The organism is Enterococcus sp. RTP21361st1_A6_RTP21361_211029 (genome assembly GCF_040910045.1).
In the GTDB taxonomy this organism is placed as follows: domain Bacteria; phylum Bacillota; class Bacilli; order Lactobacillales; family Enterococcaceae; genus Enterococcus_D; species Enterococcus_D gallinarum.
On sequence record NZ_JBDGBK010000069.1, the window covers coordinates 1 to 17238 of the forward strand.

A 17238-nucleotide genomic window follows, 5' to 3' on the forward strand; every position below is an offset into this window, starting at 1 on the left:
TTCGAAACGAAGTAGATAAAAAGCTGTTCCAAGCTCGAGTTACGAGTTTGGAACAGCTTTTGTCTACAGTCTGAAGCGAAGACCAGTGGTCTTTGCTTTTTTTTATCTCAAAAACGTTTTAAAGTCTTTTTAAAGTCTTACAATGAAAGTTTCAAGAAAGAATATTTTGGCTCTTTTAAATTTTGTGGTATGATAGTAACGTTCAGATGTGAAAAGGAGAATCGAGGATGCAAGTTTATGGAGTAGATGCGATTATTCGTATCGTCAGTCATTTAGCATTTATCTATTTAGCGTTTTGGGCGTTGCAGTCTTTGCGGATCGATGCTTTTTTTAAAGCCTTACAAACGACGCAAATACGGATGGTCATGGTCTTTTTAGCAATTGCTTTAGGCTATACTGCTAGCACTTTTTTCCTTGAACTGATTGCATTATGCCGTAATTTATTTTTAATAGGTTTTTAAGAAATTCAATAATACATGCAGGTTGTGCGATTGTATGCTATAATTGTCAAGATTTTGTGTATGATTCAACTGCATTATTTGGAGGGAACAAAATGGAAGAGATTATCGTTCAAGGTGGTAATCGTTTAATTGGAACTGTCAAGGTTGAAGGTGCAAAGAATGCCGTTTTACCTATTTTAGCAGCAAGTTTGTTAGCAGAAGAAGGAACAACGACTTTAGAGAATGTACCGATTTTATCTGATGTTTTGACAATGAATGAAGTGATCCGTCATTTAAACGTCGAGATTGCTTTTGATCAATCAAAAAATACCATTACAATGGATGCTTCCCGCGAATTAGCTATTGAAGCACCGTATGAATATGTTAGTCAAATGCGTGCATCAATCGTTGTTATGGGACCTTTATTAGCCAGAAATGGTCATGCGAAAGTTGCAATGCCAGGAGGTTGTGCTATTGGCAAACGACCAATTGATCTGCATCTCAAAGGATTCCAAGCTCTGGGAGCTGAAATTATTCAAAAAGATGGCTACATAGAAGCGATTGCTAGTGAGTTAAAAGGAAATACGATCTACCTTGATTTTCCGAGTGTAGGCGCTACTCAAAACATCATGATGGCAGCAGTCAAAGCCAAAGGAACGACGATCATTGAGAACGTCGCTCGAGAGCCTGAAATCGTAGATTTAGCGAACATTTTAAATAAAATGGGCGCAAAAGTCTTTGGTGCTGGGACAGAAACCATGCGCATTGAAGGCGTCGACCATTTGCATGCGGTCTCTCATGCGATCGTACAAGACCGTATTGAAGCAGGAACTTTCATGGTAGCTGCTGCAATGACAGAAGGCGATGTGATTATCAAAGATGCAATTTCTGAACACAATCGTCCACTGATTTCAAAATTAACTGAAATGGGTGCTAAAATCACTGAAGTTCCAGAAGGGATTCGGGTAGTTGGACCTAAAACAATCAAAGCAACTGATGTAAAAACGATGCCTCATCCAGGTTTCCCAACAGATATGCAAGCGCAAATGACTGCGATTCAAATGTTGGCTGATGGGACTAGCATCGTGAATGAAACGGTTTTTGAAAATCGCTTCCAACATTTAGAAGAAATGCGCCGTATGAACGGTCATGTTAAAATTGACGGAAACATCGCTGTGATCGAAGGCGGCCACGAATTACAAGGCGCGCTAGTTTATGCAACGGATCTACGAGCGGCAGCAGCTTTGATTTTATTAGGCTTGCGTTCAAACGGATTGACTCGTGTCCGTAATCTGAAGTATCTTGACCGTGGCTATTATAAATTCCACGAAAAATTGCAACAGTTAGGTGCTTCTGTTGAGCGGGTAACAACTTCTGAAAAAACAGCACCAGTAACCGTTTAAAGAGGAGATGCGACCTTGAAGCTTAATCGATATATTTTAACTAGTTTGGTAAAAATTTTGTTGGTTATCTTATTGGCGATCCTGCTCTTTATTGCCGGCACTATGATCGGCTATGGTATCATTGGAGACGGTATGCCGTTAAAAGTGTTCTCGCCTCATCTATGGAACCATATATTGGACTTCATGAAGTAAACAAAGCTGAAACTAGAATGGAGCACATTGCTTTATTCTAGTTTTTTTCAATTCTATAAATAGAAGAGAGAGGAGTATGAGATGTGAGCAAGCTTTTGATTGGATTTGTTCGGCTGTATCAGCGATTCATCTCTCCCTTATTTCCCCCTAGCTGTCGCTATTATCCTACGTGTTCGTCCTATATGATTCAGGCGATCCAAGTACATGGGGCAGGTAAAGGAAGTTTGATGGGAATCTCGCGAATTTTACGTTGTCATCCGTTTGTAAAAGGGGGAATCGACTACGTACCTCAGCGCTTTACACTAAAACGAAATACCCAAGATCAGGAGCAGCCTACTTATCACTATCGCAAAAAATAAACCCTTCAAACTGCAGGGGTAGGCAGGAATGAACGGAGTAAAGGAGCAAAACGATGATTCGAGCTTTATCACCAAAAGAATCTTTGCCATGGCCGCTATTACTGGATGCTGATCCAGAAAAAGAAGCGGTAGATCGATACATACAAGCCAGTGAGATTCTTGTTTTTGAAAATGAGCAGCAGATCGTAGGAGTGATTGTTTATCAACTGCAAACAGCAGGATGGGAAATCATGAATGTTGCTGTTGCACCGGAAGCACAGAATCAAGGAATCGGTGGTCGTTTACTGACCGCAGCGTTAAGTAAGATTGCTGCAACAAAAACTACGGAAACTCTTTGTGTAACTATCAAAACTGGTAATCTTCCTTCCGCAGCGTTAACACTTTATAAAAAAATGGGTTTCATTGAAAAAAAAGTAGTCAAAAACTATTTTGTCGATCATTACAAAGAGCCCATTTATGAGAACGGCATTCTACTTACTGATCAAGTGATTTTAGAGAAAATTCTCTAAAAAGCATCTCGCGCACTTTGACTTCATTTGAAAAATGGGTTTTGTCCGCCATTCATGTTACTCTGAATCAAATCATTTAGAGCGCGTTATTGTCCTTTTCAACGAAATCAACAGAAATCGCTTTCTTAACTGAGGAAAGTACAGTAAAATAAGGGAGACAACTGAGTGAGAAAGGAATGTTGAGATGACATTACTAGTATTTGATATGGGCGGTTCTGCAGTGAAATATGGATTATGGCAGGACGAACAATTAAGTGACAAAGGACAATTTGCGACGCCTGATACTTGGCAAAAAATGAAAGAAGAGCTCAAAGCAATTCGAGATAGCATTAAAAAACCTCTTGAAGGCGTTGGCATTAGTGCGCCAGGAGCGGTGAATGTTGCACAGCAGCAGATCAATGGGATCAGCGCCATTCCATATATTCACGGATTTAATATTTTCGCTGAATTGGAAGCGTTATTTCAATTGCCAGTCACTATTGAGAATGATGCCAATTGTGCCGGAATGGCAGAATTTTATCAAGGCGCTGGGAAAGATTTTGACACGGCAGCATTCATCGTGATTGGTACTGGGGTCGGCGGAGCACTTTTTCAACAAGGAAAACTGATCAAAGGCGCCCATCTTTACGGCGGCGAGTTTGGTTTGATAGTTCTTGATAAAGGCAAATCTTTTTCACAGTTAGGGACGGCTGTTCAAATGGCTTGGCGTTATTGTGACCGAATCGGTGTGGACCGCAAAACGATCAGTGGCGAGGAAGTCTTTCGTCGAGCAGAAGAAGGTGATATTATCGCCAAAGAAGAGGTAGACAAATTTTATCGCTATTTGACTGAAGGGTTATTCAGCATCCAATTTGCTTTTGACCCTGAAGTATTGATTATTGGTGGCGGAGTCAGTGCAAAAGCAGGATTGTTGCCAGAAATCAATCAACGAATGAAGAAAATGCTGGCAGCACAAGACTTAAATGACTTTGTTCCACTGATTAAGCTTTGTGACTATCGAAATGATGCCAATCTAGTTGGAGCGGCAGCTAATTTCACCGCACAAGTGCTGAATTGATTCAGCGCATTGTTGCTGCCATTTTTTCAATTTTAAACATAAACCTTGAATCAACAGATACACAAGTTGTGATCACTTTGGAAGAGTGGTCACAACTATTTTTTTCGGAAATCGATTACAATCGCGACGCATCAATCTTTATTTTTTTTAAAATAATTTAAAGTATCTGAATAAAGAAAATATTCTGATAATTCGTTGACATTTTCCCTATTATTAAGTATATTTGATAACATATCCATGGGAGTAGGGGAGGAATAATGATGAAAAAGAAATTTGCATTTTTATTTGCTAGTTTATTTTTATTATCGGCTTGTAGTGCGGGACCAACTGGTGGTTCCACTAGCGGTAGCGGTTCTGCTAGCGGTGGCAACAAACAAGAAGGTGATACGATCAAAATTGGTGTCAATTTAGAATTATCGGGTGCTGTTGCAGCTTATGGAACGGCGGAAAAAGAAGGAATTGATCTGGCGGTTGAAGAAATCAATGAGAGTGGCGGTATCTTAGGAAAACAAATTGAAATTGTTTCAAAAGATAACAAATCTGACAATAATGAGTCAGCGACAGTCGCAGCCAATTTAACGACCAATGATAAAGTAGTAGCAATGATCGGGCCAGCAACTTCAGGTGCGACGAAGGCGGCATTGCCAAATGTCACCAAAGCACAAGTTCCGTTAGTGACACCTTCCGGAACAGATGATGCGATTACTGTCAGCAGTGACAAAGTTCAAGGATTTGCTTTCCGTTCTTGTTTCCAAGACAGTTTCCAAGGAACGATCTTAGCAAAATATGCTGCAGACAACTTGGATGCTAAAAAAGCAATTATTTTAGGCGATAATTCCAGCGACTATGCGAATGGATTATCAGCAGCCTTTAAAGATAGCTACAATGGCGACATTGTACTCGAAGAGAATTTCACAGAAGGTGACAAAGATTTCCAAGCGGTGTTGACGAAAATCAAAAATGCTGACTTTGATGTATTGTTCATTCCTGGCTACTACACCGAAGCTGGTTTGATTATCAAGCAAGCCCGAGAATTAGGAATCGATCAGCCAATTATTGGTGCGGATGGCTTTGGTGATGAAAAAATGGTCCAAACAGCAGGCGCGGAAAATGTATCGGATGTTTATTATACAGGACACTTCTCAACTAAAGCTCCTGCCAATGACAAGGTAGAACCTTTTGTCGAAGCATTCAAAGCAAAGTATAGCAAAGAACCTTCCGCATTTAATGCATTGGCATACGACGCTGTCTACATGATCAAACAAGCCATTGAAGATCAAGATTCAGCAGACTCAACTGCGATTGCTGAAGGACTATCTGCTTTGAAAAACTTCCAAGGTGTGACGGGAGAGATCACCATGGACAAAAATCATAATCCAGAAAAATCAGCAGTTGTATTAGGACTAACTGAAGGTAAAGAAACGTCAGCTGATACAGTAAATCCTTAAATAGAAGGACCGTTCTTTACACGATCAAATAGGGACTGAGACAAAGTCGAAGGTAAGCGAACAAAATGATGAACGATAAATGAAAAAGTCGTAAATCTGTGATCCTATCAATCATGGCAGATACTCATTTGACTCGTTGCTGCAGACTTCTGTCGCGGTTCCTTTTTCTTAGACAAGTATCAAGAATTTAAGGTATTGGAAGTGAAAACATGGAAATGATGATCCAACAACTAATCAACGGTTTATTTCTAGGTAGTATCTATGCCTTATTAGCGTTAGGCTACACGATGGTTTACGGCATCATTAAACTGATCAACTTTGCTCATGGTGAAGTGTATATGATCGGCAGTTTTATTGGTTATTTTTTGATCAATCAATGGAATCTGGGCTTTTTTCCTGCACTATTCATCTCAATGATTGCTAGTGCAGCGTTAGGCGTGACGATCGAGTTTCTGGCCTATCGCCCACTCCGGAATTCCACCCGGATCTCGGCTTTGATCACCGCTATCGGTGTTTCCTATTTATTGCAAAATGTCATGATTTTTTTCTTTTCACCAGATGTCCGACCATTTCCACAAGCCATTGCCCGCAAAACTTATAGTATTGGTTTTGTGGAGGTAAGTAACATACAATTATTGATTTTAGCAGTCTCATTGGCGTTAATGATCCTTTTACAGCTAATCGTCAAGAAAACCAGAATGGGAAAAGCGATGCGTGCTGTTAGCGTGGATGCGGATGCCGCACGGTTGATGGGGATCAATGTCAATCGGACGATTTCCTTCACATTTGCTCTTGGTTCTGCGTTGGCAGCTGCTGGTGGGATGTTAATTGGATTGTATTACAATTCGATCGATCCTACGATGGGGGTTGTGCCGGGACTAAAATCTTTTGTTGCGGCTGTATTAGGCGGTATAGGGATCATTCCTGGGGCAGCATTAGGTGGCTTCGTGATCGGACTAATTGAAACAGTTGCTACTGCATTAGGTTTTTCTGATTATAAAGATGCTTTAGTCTATGTCATTTTAATAATTATATTGTTGGTCCGTCCGGCAGGAATATTGGGCAAGAACCTGAAAGAGAAAGTGTAGGTGTCAGTGATGAAAAAGAATTTGAAATACAACATTACTTGGTTAGCACTCGCCGCTGTTATCTACTTCGGTTTGTTTGCAGCTTATAACGGCGGATTGATCAATCTATTTTCAGACGCGATTATCGTCAATATCGGAATCAATATTATTTTAGCAGTAGGGCTAAATTTAATTATTGGTTTTTCGGGACAATTTTCTTTAGGTCATGCAGGTTTTATGGCGATTGGTGCTTACGCAGGGGCAATTTTAACAGCCAACAATCCTACATTTGGCGGATTTCTTTCTGGTCTTATCGTGGGGATGTTCGTTTCGGGGCTGATCGCACTAGTTGTCGGGATTCCAACATTGCGCTTGAAAGGAGACTACTTAGCGATTGCAACGTTAGGTGTTTCAGAGATTATCCGTATCTTATTAGTCAATTTACGAGGATTGACGAATGGACCTGCAGGGATATTCGGGTTACCGCCATTCAGTAATTGGCAAATCGTCTTTCTTTTTGCTGTCGGCTCCATCTTGGTGGTCTCTAATTTTATCCATAGTGGACCAGGACGAGCAACATTAGCGATACGAGAAGATGAGATCGCTGCGGAAGCAATGGGGGTCAATACAACGAAATACAAAGTGATTGCTTTTGTGATGGGTGCTGTCATGGCTAGTATTGCCGGTACATTATATGCAAGTTATCAACAATCGGTATTTCCGAAAGATTATGGTTTTATGAAATCGATCGATGTCTTGATCATCGTTGTGTTTGGCGGGATCGGTAGTACGACAGGAGCAGTGGTTTCAGCGGTCGTATTAGGTATATTGAATATGTACTTACAAGGCTTCTCAGATTTGCGCATGATTATTTACGCACTGGCATTGATCGCCATTATGATTTTCAAGCCAAGTGGACTTTTGGGAACTTGGGAATTTTCTGTGAAGCGCATCTTTGATAAATTTACAAAAAAGGGGGATGACACGAATGCCTCTATTGGAAGTTAAGAAGCTGACTAAGAACTTTGGTGGTTTGGCGGCAGTTTCACATGTCGATTTACATTTAGAAACTAATGAACTAGTTGGCCTGATTGGTCCGAATGGTGCAGGGAAAACGACACTCTTCAATCTGCTGACAGGCGTCTATGAACCAAGTGAAGGCGACGTTCTTTTAGAAGAACAAGGACAATCCAAGCGATTGAATGGGGAGAAGCCCTATCATATCGCAGCTATGGGATTATCCCGCACCTTCCAAAACATTCGGTTGTTCAAAGATCTTACAGTGATGGACAATGTTCTGATTGCCATGAACAGCAAACAAAAAGAAGGCTTTTTTACGAGTGTGTTGCGGTTGCCAAAGTTTTATCACAAAGAGGCTGCAATGAAAGAGAAAGTCATGGAATTATTGCGTATCTTTGACTTAGAAAATAAAAGCCAAACACTAGCAAAAAATCTTCCTTACGGTGAACAACGACGTCTTGAGATCGTTCGGGCATTGGCTACTGAACCAAAGATCCTTTTTCTTGATGAGCCAGCCGCCGGGATGAACCCTCAGGAAACAGCGGAACTGACTAAATTGATCTACCGTATCCAAAAAGACTTTCAACTGACGATTTTATTGATCGAACATGACATGAGTTTAGTCATGGAGGTTTGTGAACGCATCTATGTACTGGAATATGGGCAAGTGATTGCTCATGGAAAGCCAGAAGAGATCAAAAATGATCCGCGAGTGATCGAAGCCTATTTAGGAGGGGAACTCTAATGCTGCGTATTGAAAATTTAAGTGTCCATTACGGCATGATCCAAGCGGTTCATGATGTTTCCTTTGAAGTCAATCAAGGAGAGATCGTCTCGTTGATCGGTGCCAATGGTGCAGGGAAAACGACGATTTTGCGGACGATTTCCGGTCTGATCCGACCCTCTAAAGGCACGATTCTCTTTGAAGGCAAACCCATCCAAAAAGAAGCTCCACAAAAAATCGTTGCTAATGGATTATCACAAGTACCTGAAGGACGTCACGTTTTTCCAGGACTCTCCGTTCAAGAAAACCTTGAGATGGGCGCTTTTTTGCGAAAAGACAATCAAGTCAAAGAGGACTATCAGCAGGTCTTTACGAAATTTCCTGTCCTAAAAGAACGACTAAGTCAAGATGCTTCAACGTTATCAGGAGGAGAACAGCAGATGTTGGCAATGGGACGTGCACTGATGTCCAAGCCTCGGTTGCTTTTACTCGATGAACCATCCATGGGCCTAGCCCCAATATTCATCAAAGAGATCTTCTCGATTATCCAAGAAATCAAACAGCAAGGAACGACCGTTTTATTAATTGAGCAGAATGCCAAAATGGCTTTGTCCATTGCTGACCGCGGGTATGTTCTAGAGACCGGCAAAATCGTCTTGCAAGGAAGCGGGCAAGAGTTATTGGAAAGTGATGAAGTCAAGAAAGCCTATCTAGGCGGTTAATAGCTTACAACAAGGAGGATGAAAAATGAGCGTACGTGATTTTATGACCAAGAATGTCATCACTGTTCATTCGGCAATGCCAATATTTGATGCGATAGACTTAATGAAAAAACATGACATCCATCGATTGCCGGTTGTTGATCAGCAACGGTTAGTTGGCCTGATTACAGAAGGCACGATTGCAGAAGCAATGCCTTCAAAAGCGACAAGTTTAAGTGTTTATGAAATGAATTATTTATTAAACAAAACGACTGTAGCAGATATCATGCTGAAGAAAGTGACCACCATCAAACCGGAGGCGCTGCTAGAAGACGCGATTGCAGTCATGCGAGAAGAAAATGTCGGTGTGTTGCCTGTTTTAGCAGATGACGAACTAGTAGGGATCATTACGAATAATGATATCTTTGATGCTTTCTTGAAGATCACAGGTTATTATGAGGGCGGTACAAGAGTAGCTCTTGAGATTATTGATGACCACAGCGGTGTCTTAGCGGAAATCACGCAGTTATTAACAGATCATCAATTAAGTATTTTAACGATCGTGGTCAATCGAATGGCTTTGAAAACGATCGTAGAGATTCAAGTTGAATCCAGACAAGTGTCAGAAATCGAGAAAATTTTTGCCAATGCTGGGTATACGGTATTGAGTGCGGTATTGACCAATCAAAAATAAGCAAAAATCATGCAAACACAATCAGTGATTGCATGATTTTTTCTGGATGAATGGTTGACTAGATTTGCTTTTGCTTTGCGGTGTTTTCTGGTAGAATAAACAAGGTATCTGAAAGAGGTGAGTATGATGTCGAAAAAAAATAAAGATATTGAAGTCCGTGTGGAAGAAACCGTTAAGGTGATCCAAGGAAAAGAATATGAAGTCCATCAACTAGTATTAGGGAAAAAAGTGATTGGTGAAATTCTCGCATCCGGTCCGAAAGAATTCCAAAGCTTTCTGGGCGAAGAAGATTTAGGTGCAAGCCGAACTTTGGATGCAGCAATTGAAACGATTTTGCGCCAATGGAACTTACATGAATAATTTCTTAAAAAAAATGACATTTTGCTCTTGCAATTTGTTATATTTTTAGGTATTATAACTAAGTCAGGTTTTTTAAAAGCCGTTTGGAGGAGTAGCGAAGTGGCTAAACGCGACGGACTGTAAATCCGTTCCTTCGGGTTCAGTGGTTCGAATCCACTCTCCTCCACCATTGGGGTATAGCCAAGCGGTAAGGCAACGGACTTTGACTCCGTCATGCGTTGGTTCGAATCCAGCTACCCCAGTCAGTGAACAATCAAGAAAAGTCAGCAAGCATGTCTTGCTGACTTTTCTTCGTTATTTATAGCAAATTTCTAAGGGTTAAAAGTTGAAGATTTTTTTTATTTACGATAGGCTATAGGTAAATAACTCAGGAGATGAGAAGATGAAATTTAAATTGAATCTAAAAGAAAAAGTCACCGAAGCAGCTGAACATGTGTATGATGTTGTCAAACGTGAAGATTATGCTATTCGTATTGCACCAAAAGGTATCAAAGTTACACAATTGCGTAAAACAAAAGATACGATCAAATGGCGTTCAAAGAATCATTGATTGCGAAAAGACATTGAGTAAAACAGCCCAATAACAAATAAACCGGACAAGAGTTGTCACCCGTTTCACGTTTTCCTGATTTCTGAGAGGAAGTACTGGGGGAAGCAACTCTGGTTCGGTTTTTTGATTTATACGATATACTCTCCTTCTCGTATGTTACCCTTCGATTTCGATACCGAGAACGGTTAAGTGTCCATTGGCGACTAATTTAATGACCAGTTTAGCTAGTTGGTCAGGAGTCATTTGACTATCGGCAGTAAGCCACCAGTGCAGAGTACCAACAAAAATCGATGTCATATATTCAATAACGAAATCCAGCGGTACTTCGATGGAGCTTTCTGTAATTTTTAATTTTGAAAAAATATGGTCATATTGTTCATAGAGAATCTCCGCGATTCGTTGCCGGACTAATTCGATGGCTGCGCCATCCATGATGGTCAGATAAAAAAAGCGATTGTCCTGAATGTGCTGATAGATTTTTGTCATCGCAAGTTCGACTCGTTTGATCTTGATTCGATTTCCCTGGACTAAATCTTCAAGGGACAAAATCGAAGTAAAGGAGTCGATTGCCATATCAAAAATTTTTTCATATAAATCTTGTTTGTCTTTATAATGAGCATAGAATGTCGCACGATTGATCATGGCTTCGTCGGCAATATCTTGGACAGTCACTTGATCGTAGCCTTTATGCTCTACGAGTCGGATAAAAGCCTCCATGATATGTTTATTCGTGCGTTGAACCCGCAAATCAACTTTTTTCATTTTTGTGAACTTCCTCTCAATTTAAACGACATTTTTACCGTTCCTGTTGCTTATCCCACACATCCCATGAATCTGTTTGTTGAAATGTCAATAGATTGTTCTTAAAATAGACATAAGTATTATAACAAACAGTTTGTAAGATAATCAACAAAGTGTTGGATAAAGCGGAGGCACCCTATGAAAAAATTAAGTGCTGGTATCGATGTAGGATCGACGACTGTCAAAATGGTGGTCTTGAATGAAAAAAAGCAGACCCTCTTTGCCAAGTATGAACGCCACTATTCGGATATCAAAACTGCCACAAAAAAAGTTTTACTGGAAGCTCAGGAAGTCATCGGTAATCAACAGGTCGCACTAGCAATCACTGGCTCTGGAGGGATGGGACTGGCCGAAGTTTTAGCGATCCCTTTCGTGCAAGAGGTCATTGCCTGTACTAAAACAGTTGAGACACTGATTCCTGAAACAAATGTTGCCATTGAATTAGGGGGAGAAGATGCCAAAATCACCTTTTTTGAAGGGGCGTTGGAACAACGAATGAATGGTAGCTGTGCAGGTGGGACGGGTGCGTTTATCGATCAAATGGCGGTATTGTTGAAAACCGATGCTAATGGTGTAAATGATTTAGCGAAAAATTATCAAACGATCTATCCTATCGCTTCCCGTTGCGGGGTATTCGCAAAAACAGATGTGCAACCTTTGATCAATGAAGGAGCAGATAAAGCCGACATCGCCGCCAGTATTTTTCAAGCAGTGGTCAATCAGACGATTGCAGGGTTAGCTGCTGGTCGTAAAATCAAGGGAAAAGTGGCTTTTTTAGGTGGCCCCCTTTATTTCATGTCTGAACTACGGCGCCGCTTTGTGGAGACACTGCAAATTGCTGAAGAAGACATTATTTTTCCAGAAAATCCCCAGCTGTTTGTTGCGATCGGCGCCGCTTTATATGGAGAAGAAACAGCTCAACTCAATACATTATTAGCCCGGTTATCAACCGATGATTCAGCGAAATTGCAACCGTCTCACACATTGGCGCCGCTATTTGCTACGGAAGAAGAGCTCGCAGTTTTTAGACAGCGTCATGGCCAATCTTCGGTGGAAGAAAAAAAACTTGCTTCTCATACAGGAGCAGCCTTTCTCGGTATCGATGCGGGTTCAACGACAACGAAAGTCGTATTGATCGACGAAGTGGGTAGGATTCTTTACTCTTTTTATGGCAACAATGAAGGGCAGCCATTGGAAACCACCATGCGGGTATTACAGGAAATGTATCAGCAGATGCCACCAGCTGTGTTCATTGGGAAAGCTGCGGTCACAGGATATGGAGAACAGTTGATCAAAAATGCACTGAAAATTGACATTGGTGAAGTTGAAACGATGGCTCATTATAAAGCCGCCGAACATTTCCAACCGGGGGTCGATTTTATTTTAGACATTGGCGGGCAGGATATGAAGGCCATGACTATCAAAGATGGTGCACTCTCTTCGATCCAGCTGAATGAAGCTTGTTCCTCAGGCTGCGGGTCCTTTATTGAAACCTTTGCGCGTTCGCTGAAATACGAAGTCAAAGAATTTGCGTTAGCAGCCACTACTGCCAAGAATCCAGTCGATCTTGGTTCTCGCTGTACGGTATTCATGAATTCAAAAGTGAAACAAGTCCAAAAAGAAGGTGCATCTGTCGGGGATATTTCTGCGGGTCTCTCCTATTCTGTGATCAAAAATGCCTTGTATAAAGTGATCAAAATTCGTCGCCCAGAAGATCTAGGTGAGAAAATCGTCTGCCAAGGAGGAACTTTTTATAATGAGGCGGTGTTACGAGCCTTTGAAAAAAACAGCGGCAGGGAAGTCGTGCGGCCGTCAATTGCTGGCTTGATGGGGGCTTATGGTGCAGCACTGATCGCGTTAGAAAATTACGAGATTGGTGAAGTCACAGCCTTGCTTTCAAGTGATGAATTGAGTCAATTTACTGCTGAAAAAGAATTCACTCATTGCGGGTTATGTGAAAATAATTGTATGCTGACTGTCACTTTATTCTCAGATGGACGCAAATTTATTACCGGAAATCGCTGCGAGCGGGGTGCCCGCATCAAAATCAAAAAAGAAGAGCGCAAGATAAATTTAGTAGATTACAAATACCGCCGCTTGTTTAAGTATCGCCCGCTTCGCAAAAAAGAAGCGTCTCGTGGGCGTATCGGCATTCCTCGTGTATTGAATCTATATGAAAACTATCCGTTATGGCATACTTTTTTTACAGAACTGGGCTTTCGCGTTGAATTGTCCCCACGATCAAACAAAGAATTGTATGAGAAAGGTATCGAGACAATTCCAAGTGATACCGCTTGTTATCCGGCCAAAATCGCTCATGGACATATTCAAACGTTGATCGACCAAGGGGTCCCATTGATTTTTTATCCAGGAATTATTTTTGAAAGACCAGAAACAGCGCAGGCTGAGAATCATTTCAACTGTCCCATCGTACAAAGCTACCCAGATGTTATTCGCAACAATCTGGATGATATCCGTGCTGGCCGTGTGGATTATCGTAACCCGTTTCTAAATTTGGCAGACGAAACTTCAATGGTCAAAGTGTTGTCAGAAGAATTTCAAGATTTGGGTATCACTGAGACAGAGATCGCGCACGCATTGCGGCTTGGTTTTGAAGAATTGGATCAATTTAAGCTAGATGTTTGTCAGCAAGGGGAAAAAACCTTACGGATGCTGACCGAAACCAATCAGCGAGGCATCGTACTTTCTGGCAGACCCTATCATTTGGATCCGGAGATCAATCATGGGATCGCGGAAGTGATTACCCAAGAGGGCTTTCATGTATTAACAGAAGATAGCATTGCGCATTTGGGAAATGTCGGTCATTTACGGGTCGTTAATCAGTGGGTTTACCATTCTCGTTTATATGCCGCAGCACGGGTCGTCGCTAAAAGCAAGCAGTTGGAATTGGTCCAACTAAACTCATTTGGTTGTGGAATCGACGCCGTCACAACAGATCAAGTAGAAGAGATCATGGAACAATATGGCAAATTGTACACTGTATTGAAAATCGATGAAGGGGCTAATTTAGGCGCCATTCGGATCCGTTTACGTTCTCTTAAGGCAGCTGTCAATGAAAGGGAGAAAAACCATTTTATTCCTACTCAACGTTTTGAAGAACCAGCCAAGATCACATTTACTAAAGAAATGCGTAAACAACATACTTTGTTATTACCCATGCTAAGCCCAATTCATCAAAGCGGGTTAGTTGATGTGGCACTGCAAGCTTCGGGATACAATGTGATCTGCTTGCCGGCGGATGATCGAGAAGCAGTCAATGTGGGCCTGCGTTTCGTAAATAACGATGCTTGCTATCCAGCCATTATTTCCATCGGTCAATTGATCGAAGCACTCCAAAGCGGAAAATATGACTTGCAAAACACTAGCGTATTGATGACACAAACGGGCGGGGGATGTCGGGCAACCAATTATATCCCGCTGCTGCGTAAAGCATTGAACGAGGCGGGTTTTCCACAAGTTCCCGTCGTTTCGATCTCCATGGGAAATCAAGGCGTGGAGTCAAATCCTGGCTTTAAGTTTACATTAACAATGCTCAAACGCGTGGCTGTTGCATTTTTGTATGGAGATTTATTTGAACGAGTTGTTTATCGAACGCGGCCTTATGAAGCCATCTCTGGTTCTGTAGATCGGCTTCATGAAACGTGGCTTAAAAAAGTTGAAAAAAATGTACGCAACGGTTCTTTTACTTTGTTCAACCACAACATGAAAAAAATCATTGCCGATTTTGATACGATTGATCTGCAGGACATCGTGAAACCAAGAGTCGGTGTGGTAGGCGAGATTTTAGTGAAATACTCTCCTACAGCGAATAACGATATCGTGAGACTTTTGGAAGCAGAAGGGGCGGAAGCGGTAGTACCAGACATGGTTGGTTTTATGAATTATTCGCTTTATAATCAGATTTGGCGCTATCAAAACCTAGGAATGGCCAAAAAAAGCAAATGGATCGCTGAATTTGCCATTGGATTGATCGAACGGATCCAAAAACCGATGGACCGTGCGTTGCGGGCTTCTCAGCGATTTGAAGGATTACACTCGATTTATCAATTAGCAGATGATGCTAGCAAAATCTTATCTATTGGTAATCATACGGGTGAAGGGTGGTTTTTGACTGGTGAAATGATTGATCTATTGAAATCTGATGTGACTAATATCGTTTGCATGCAGCCTTTTGGTTGTTTGCCAAATCATGTGGTCGGCAAGGGTGTGATCAAAGAACTGCGGCACCAATATCCTAAAGCCAATATTGCTGCGATTGATTATGATCCTGGAGTCTCCATGGTCAATCAATTGAATCGGATTCGTTTAATGTTGGCAACGGCCAATAAAGCTTTGCAAAGCAGCAACTAACATTCAGCGCTTTAACTATCCAATAAGACTGTACCAATTTGAGGGAACTTTTTTTCTTATTTTGTCTTTTGTAAGAAGAACAGAATGAAAAAAAGGATTTTTCCCTTAAATTGACAGTCTTTTTAGTTTTTTCATTGGTTATTTAGGTATATACCAGTTATAATAGAAACTGAATGGAGGAATAGACTATGGCAGAGAACTTACCCGTATACATACAGATACATGATCAAATCAAAGCAAACATCGAGAATGAAACCTACAAAATCGGTGACCGTTTGCCTTCTGAGCGCGAGTTAGCGAAACAATTCGGTGTTAGTCGCATGACATTGCGCCAAGCTATTCAGACACTAGCCGACGAAGGGATTTTGGAAAGAAAAATCGGATCAGGAACTTATGTGGCTCGTCAGAAAGTACAGGAGAAAATGAGCGGAACCACGAGTTTTACTGAGATCATGCGCTCACTTGGACGGGTGCCTTCTAGTAAAGCAGTGGCCTACTTCTTGACAGCCCCAAGTTCGAGTGAAATGGAAAAGTTGCAATTAGAAGGACATGAGACGATTTTACGGATGGAACGCATTCGTTATGCAGATGATGTACCTATTTGTTTCGAAGTGGCGAGTATTCCAGAGAAATTGATTTACAATTTTAGTAAAGAAGAAATCATCTCATCTTTGTATCATGTGTTAGAAGAAAAGGGCGGTCATAAGATCGGAGCTGCCTCACAAACGATCTCAGCAATGATTGCTTCGGAGCAAATCGCTGATTACTTGCAAATCAAACGCGGGGATGCAATTTTAAGAATGCGGCAAATTACCTGTTTTGAAAACGGACAACCATTTGAATACGTGCGTACACAATACGTAGGGAATCGTTTTGAATTTTATTTAGAAAAATAAGACAGGAAATAGAAAATTATATTGACCAAAGTGAAAGACAAAAGTGAAAGCTAGTAAACGAGGTGAAAGAGTAGCAAGAATTGTCAGAAATGATGCCTCAAGCAGATTCATGAGGCATCGCTTGACAGTAGCTATCTGAACAATCATTCTGCTTCACCAGCAAGTAATGACAACACAAATTCGATCTGTTTCTCAGGAAATCGGTCGTTCCACATAGCTGACAGGGCCGTGTGCGATCTCTAGTTGTCCTTGTAACAGATCTGTTAGATCGGCTTCTACCGCGGACAAGGATATTTCGGGAACCATCAGCGTTACTCGGATTTTATCCGTATAGTCAATGGATGCTAAGTGAATGTTTTGGTGCTCTAAGTGATTTTGCAGCTTTCCTAGCTGAGGATAATCGATGGTCAAATAAAGTGTCTGGTTAAGTGTCCCTTCAACGATACCGATTTCCTTTAAGGCAGCGGCAACAGTGCTTGCATAAGCGCGGATCAAACCGCCAGCGCCTAATTTCGTCCCACCAAAGTAACGGGTCACAACAGCAACCACATTGATTAATTCATTTTTTTTGAGGACATCTAGCATGGGGACACCAGCGGTACCGCTTGGTTCCCCATCGTCGCTGCTTCGTTGGATCTCATTGTTC

Annotated in this window: 18 protein-coding genes and 2 tRNA genes; 18 read left to right on the forward strand and 2 right to left on the reverse strand. The window is 41.4% G+C overall.

Annotated features, from left to right (window positions below; translation table 11 throughout):
* Nucleotides 1-227 precede the first annotated feature (227 nt).
* The 16 genes from AB5Z52_RS11900 to AB5Z52_RS11975 all read left to right on the forward strand — a co-directional run bounded on the left by AB5Z52_RS11900 (nt 228) and on the right by AB5Z52_RS11975 (nt 10524).
* Nucleotides 228-461 (forward strand): DUF1146 family protein, encoded by a 234-nt coding sequence (locus tag AB5Z52_RS11900; RefSeq protein WP_003127591.1) that lies wholly within the window; start codon nt 228-230, stop codon nt 459-461.
* A gap of 92 nt (nt 462-553) precedes the next feature.
* Nucleotides 554-1843: a UDP-N-acetylglucosamine 1-carboxyvinyltransferase gene (gene murA / locus AB5Z52_RS11905; protein WP_003127592.1), complete on the forward strand. Its 1290-nt coding sequence runs from the start codon at nt 554-556 to the stop codon at nt 1841-1843.
* A 15-nt stretch (nt 1844-1858) separates the two neighbouring features.
* Nucleotides 1859-2035, forward strand: coding sequence for a DNA-directed RNA polymerase subunit beta (locus AB5Z52_RS11910; protein WP_005471848.1), 177 nt, complete (start codon nt 1859-1861; stop codon nt 2033-2035).
* Between the two features lie 83 nt (nt 2036-2118).
* Nucleotides 2119-2394 (forward strand): membrane protein insertion efficiency factor YidD, encoded by a 276-nt coding sequence (gene yidD / locus AB5Z52_RS11915; RefSeq protein WP_003127593.1) that lies wholly within the window; start codon nt 2119-2121, stop codon nt 2392-2394.
* A 53-nt stretch (nt 2395-2447) separates the two neighbouring features.
* Entirely contained in the window at nt 2448-2903 is a 456-nt protein-coding gene (locus AB5Z52_RS11920) for an N-acetyltransferase (RefSeq protein ID WP_003127595.1), read from the forward strand.
* Between the two features lie 184 nt (nt 2904-3087).
* Nucleotides 3088-3960, forward strand: coding sequence for an ROK family protein (locus tag AB5Z52_RS11925; RefSeq protein ID WP_288551800.1), 873 nt, complete (start codon nt 3088-3090; stop codon nt 3958-3960).
* Between the two features lie 260 nt (nt 3961-4220).
* A complete protein-coding gene (locus AB5Z52_RS11930) occupies nt 4221-5408 on the forward strand; it encodes an ABC transporter substrate-binding protein (RefSeq protein ID WP_003127598.1) in 1188 nt (395 codons plus the stop codon).
* Nucleotides 5409-5617: 209 nt separating this feature from the next.
* Nucleotides 5618-6496 carry a branched-chain amino acid ABC transporter permease gene (locus AB5Z52_RS11935; protein ID WP_003127599.1) on the forward strand — a complete coding sequence of 293 codons (879 nt, stop codon included), beginning with the start codon at nt 5618-5620 and terminating at the stop codon, nt 6494-6496.
* Nucleotides 6497-6505: 9 nt separating this feature from the next.
* Entirely contained in the window at nt 6506-7483 is a 978-nt protein-coding gene (locus AB5Z52_RS11940; protein ID WP_288551801.1) for a branched-chain amino acid ABC transporter permease, read from the forward strand.
* Nucleotides 7464-8240, forward strand: a complete 777-nt coding sequence (locus AB5Z52_RS11945; RefSeq protein ID WP_060813473.1) for an ABC transporter ATP-binding protein — start codon at nt 7464-7466, stop codon at nt 8238-8240. The genes AB5Z52_RS11940 and AB5Z52_RS11945 overlap by 20 nt, the downstream gene beginning before the upstream one ends.
* Nucleotides 8240-8941 carry an ABC transporter ATP-binding protein gene (locus tag AB5Z52_RS11950; RefSeq protein WP_005471855.1) on the forward strand — a complete coding sequence of 234 codons (702 nt, stop codon included), beginning with the start codon at nt 8240-8242 and terminating at the stop codon, nt 8939-8941. The genes AB5Z52_RS11945 and AB5Z52_RS11950 overlap by 1 nt, the downstream gene beginning before the upstream one ends.
* A gap of 25 nt (nt 8942-8966) precedes the next feature.
* The gene (locus AB5Z52_RS11955; protein WP_003127602.1) at nt 8967-9614 is read left to right on the forward strand and encodes a CBS and ACT domain-containing protein; all 648 of its coding nucleotides are present in this window, start codon (nt 8967-8969) and stop codon (nt 9612-9614) included.
* A gap of 123 nt (nt 9615-9737) precedes the next feature.
* Nucleotides 9738-9974, forward strand: a complete 237-nt coding sequence (locus tag AB5Z52_RS11960) for a DUF2969 domain-containing protein (protein WP_005471857.1) — start codon at nt 9738-9740, stop codon at nt 9972-9974.
* 85 nt (nt 9975-10059) lie between these two features.
* Nucleotides 10060-10143, forward strand: a tRNA-Tyr gene (locus AB5Z52_RS11965).
* Between the two features lies 1 nt (nt 10144).
* Nucleotides 10145-10216, forward strand: a tRNA-Gln gene (locus tag AB5Z52_RS11970).
* Between the two features lie 140 nt (nt 10217-10356).
* Nucleotides 10357-10524, forward strand: a complete 168-nt coding sequence (locus AB5Z52_RS11975) for a hypothetical protein (protein ID WP_003127605.1) — start codon at nt 10357-10359, stop codon at nt 10522-10524.
* A 156-nt stretch (nt 10525-10680) separates the two neighbouring features.
* Here AB5Z52_RS11975 and AB5Z52_RS11980 read toward each other — a convergent pair whose 3' ends face one another.
* Nucleotides 10681-11286 carry a TetR/AcrR family transcriptional regulator gene (locus tag AB5Z52_RS11980; protein WP_003127606.1) on the reverse strand — a complete coding sequence of 202 codons (606 nt, stop codon included), beginning with the start codon at nt 11284-11286 and terminating at the stop codon, nt 10681-10683.
* Nucleotides 11287-11463: 177 nt separating this feature from the next.
* Here AB5Z52_RS11980 and AB5Z52_RS11985 point away from each other — a divergent pair, with 177 nt between their 5' ends.
* Both AB5Z52_RS11985 and AB5Z52_RS11990 read left to right on the forward strand, forming a co-directional pair.
* Nucleotides 11464-15696: an acyl-CoA dehydratase activase-related protein gene (locus AB5Z52_RS11985; RefSeq protein ID WP_368243771.1), complete on the forward strand. Its 4233-nt coding sequence runs from the start codon at nt 11464-11466 to the stop codon at nt 15694-15696.
* A gap of 188 nt (nt 15697-15884) precedes the next feature.
* Nucleotides 15885-16592 carry a GntR family transcriptional regulator gene (locus tag AB5Z52_RS11990; RefSeq protein WP_021149431.1) on the forward strand — a complete coding sequence of 236 codons (708 nt, stop codon included), beginning with the start codon at nt 15885-15887 and terminating at the stop codon, nt 16590-16592.
* Between the two features lie 192 nt (nt 16593-16784).
* Here AB5Z52_RS11990 and AB5Z52_RS11995 read toward each other — a convergent pair.
* On the reverse strand, nt 16785-17238 hold a 454-nt coding region (locus AB5Z52_RS11995), incomplete at its 5' end, for a YigZ family protein (protein ID WP_368266928.1).

Excerpts from the sequence above, each read along its gene's own strand:
- AB5Z52_RS11900 (WP_003127591.1), top strand. The coding sequence starts at position 228 with ATGCAAGTTTATGGAGTAGATGCGATTATTCGTATCGTCAGTCATTTA.
- murA (WP_003127592.1), top strand. The coding sequence starts at position 554 with ATGGAAGAGATTATCGTTCAAGGTGGTAATCGTTTAATTGGAACTGTC.
- AB5Z52_RS11920 (WP_003127595.1), top strand. The coding sequence starts at position 2,448 with ATGATTCGAGCTTTATCACCAAAAGAATCTTTGCCATGGCCGCTATTA.
- AB5Z52_RS11925 (WP_288551800.1), top strand. The coding sequence starts at position 3,088 with ATGACATTACTAGTATTTGATATGGGCGGTTCTGCAGTGAAATATGGA.
- AB5Z52_RS11930 (WP_003127598.1), top strand. The coding sequence starts at position 4,221 with ATGAAAAAGAAATTTGCATTTTTATTTGCTAGTTTATTTTTATTATCG.
- AB5Z52_RS11935 (WP_003127599.1), top strand. The coding sequence starts at position 5,618 with ATGGAAATGATGATCCAACAACTAATCAACGGTTTATTTCTAGGTAGT.
- AB5Z52_RS11940 (WP_288551801.1), top strand. The coding sequence starts at position 6,506 with ATGAAAAAGAATTTGAAATACAACATTACTTGGTTAGCACTCGCCGCT.
- AB5Z52_RS11945 (WP_060813473.1), top strand. The coding sequence starts at position 7,464 with ATGCCTCTATTGGAAGTTAAGAAGCTGACTAAGAACTTTGGTGGTTTG.
- AB5Z52_RS11950 (WP_005471855.1), top strand. The coding sequence starts at position 8,240 with ATGCTGCGTATTGAAAATTTAAGTGTCCATTACGGCATGATCCAAGCG.
- AB5Z52_RS11955 (WP_003127602.1), top strand. The coding sequence starts at position 8,967 with ATGAGCGTACGTGATTTTATGACCAAGAATGTCATCACTGTTCATTCG.
- AB5Z52_RS11960 (WP_005471857.1), top strand. The coding sequence starts at position 9,738 with ATGATGTCGAAAAAAAATAAAGATATTGAAGTCCGTGTGGAAGAAACC.
- AB5Z52_RS11975 (WP_003127605.1), top strand. The coding sequence starts at position 10,357 with ATGAAATTTAAATTGAATCTAAAAGAAAAAGTCACCGAAGCAGCTGAA.
- AB5Z52_RS11980 (WP_003127606.1), bottom strand. The coding sequence starts at position 11,286 with ATGAAAAAAGTTGATTTGCGGGTTCAACGCACGAATAAACATATCATG.
- AB5Z52_RS11985 (WP_368243771.1), top strand. The coding sequence starts at position 11,464 with ATGAAAAAATTAAGTGCTGGTATCGATGTAGGATCGACGACTGTCAAA.
- AB5Z52_RS11990 (WP_021149431.1), top strand. The coding sequence starts at position 15,885 with ATGGCAGAGAACTTACCCGTATACATACAGATACATGATCAAATCAAA.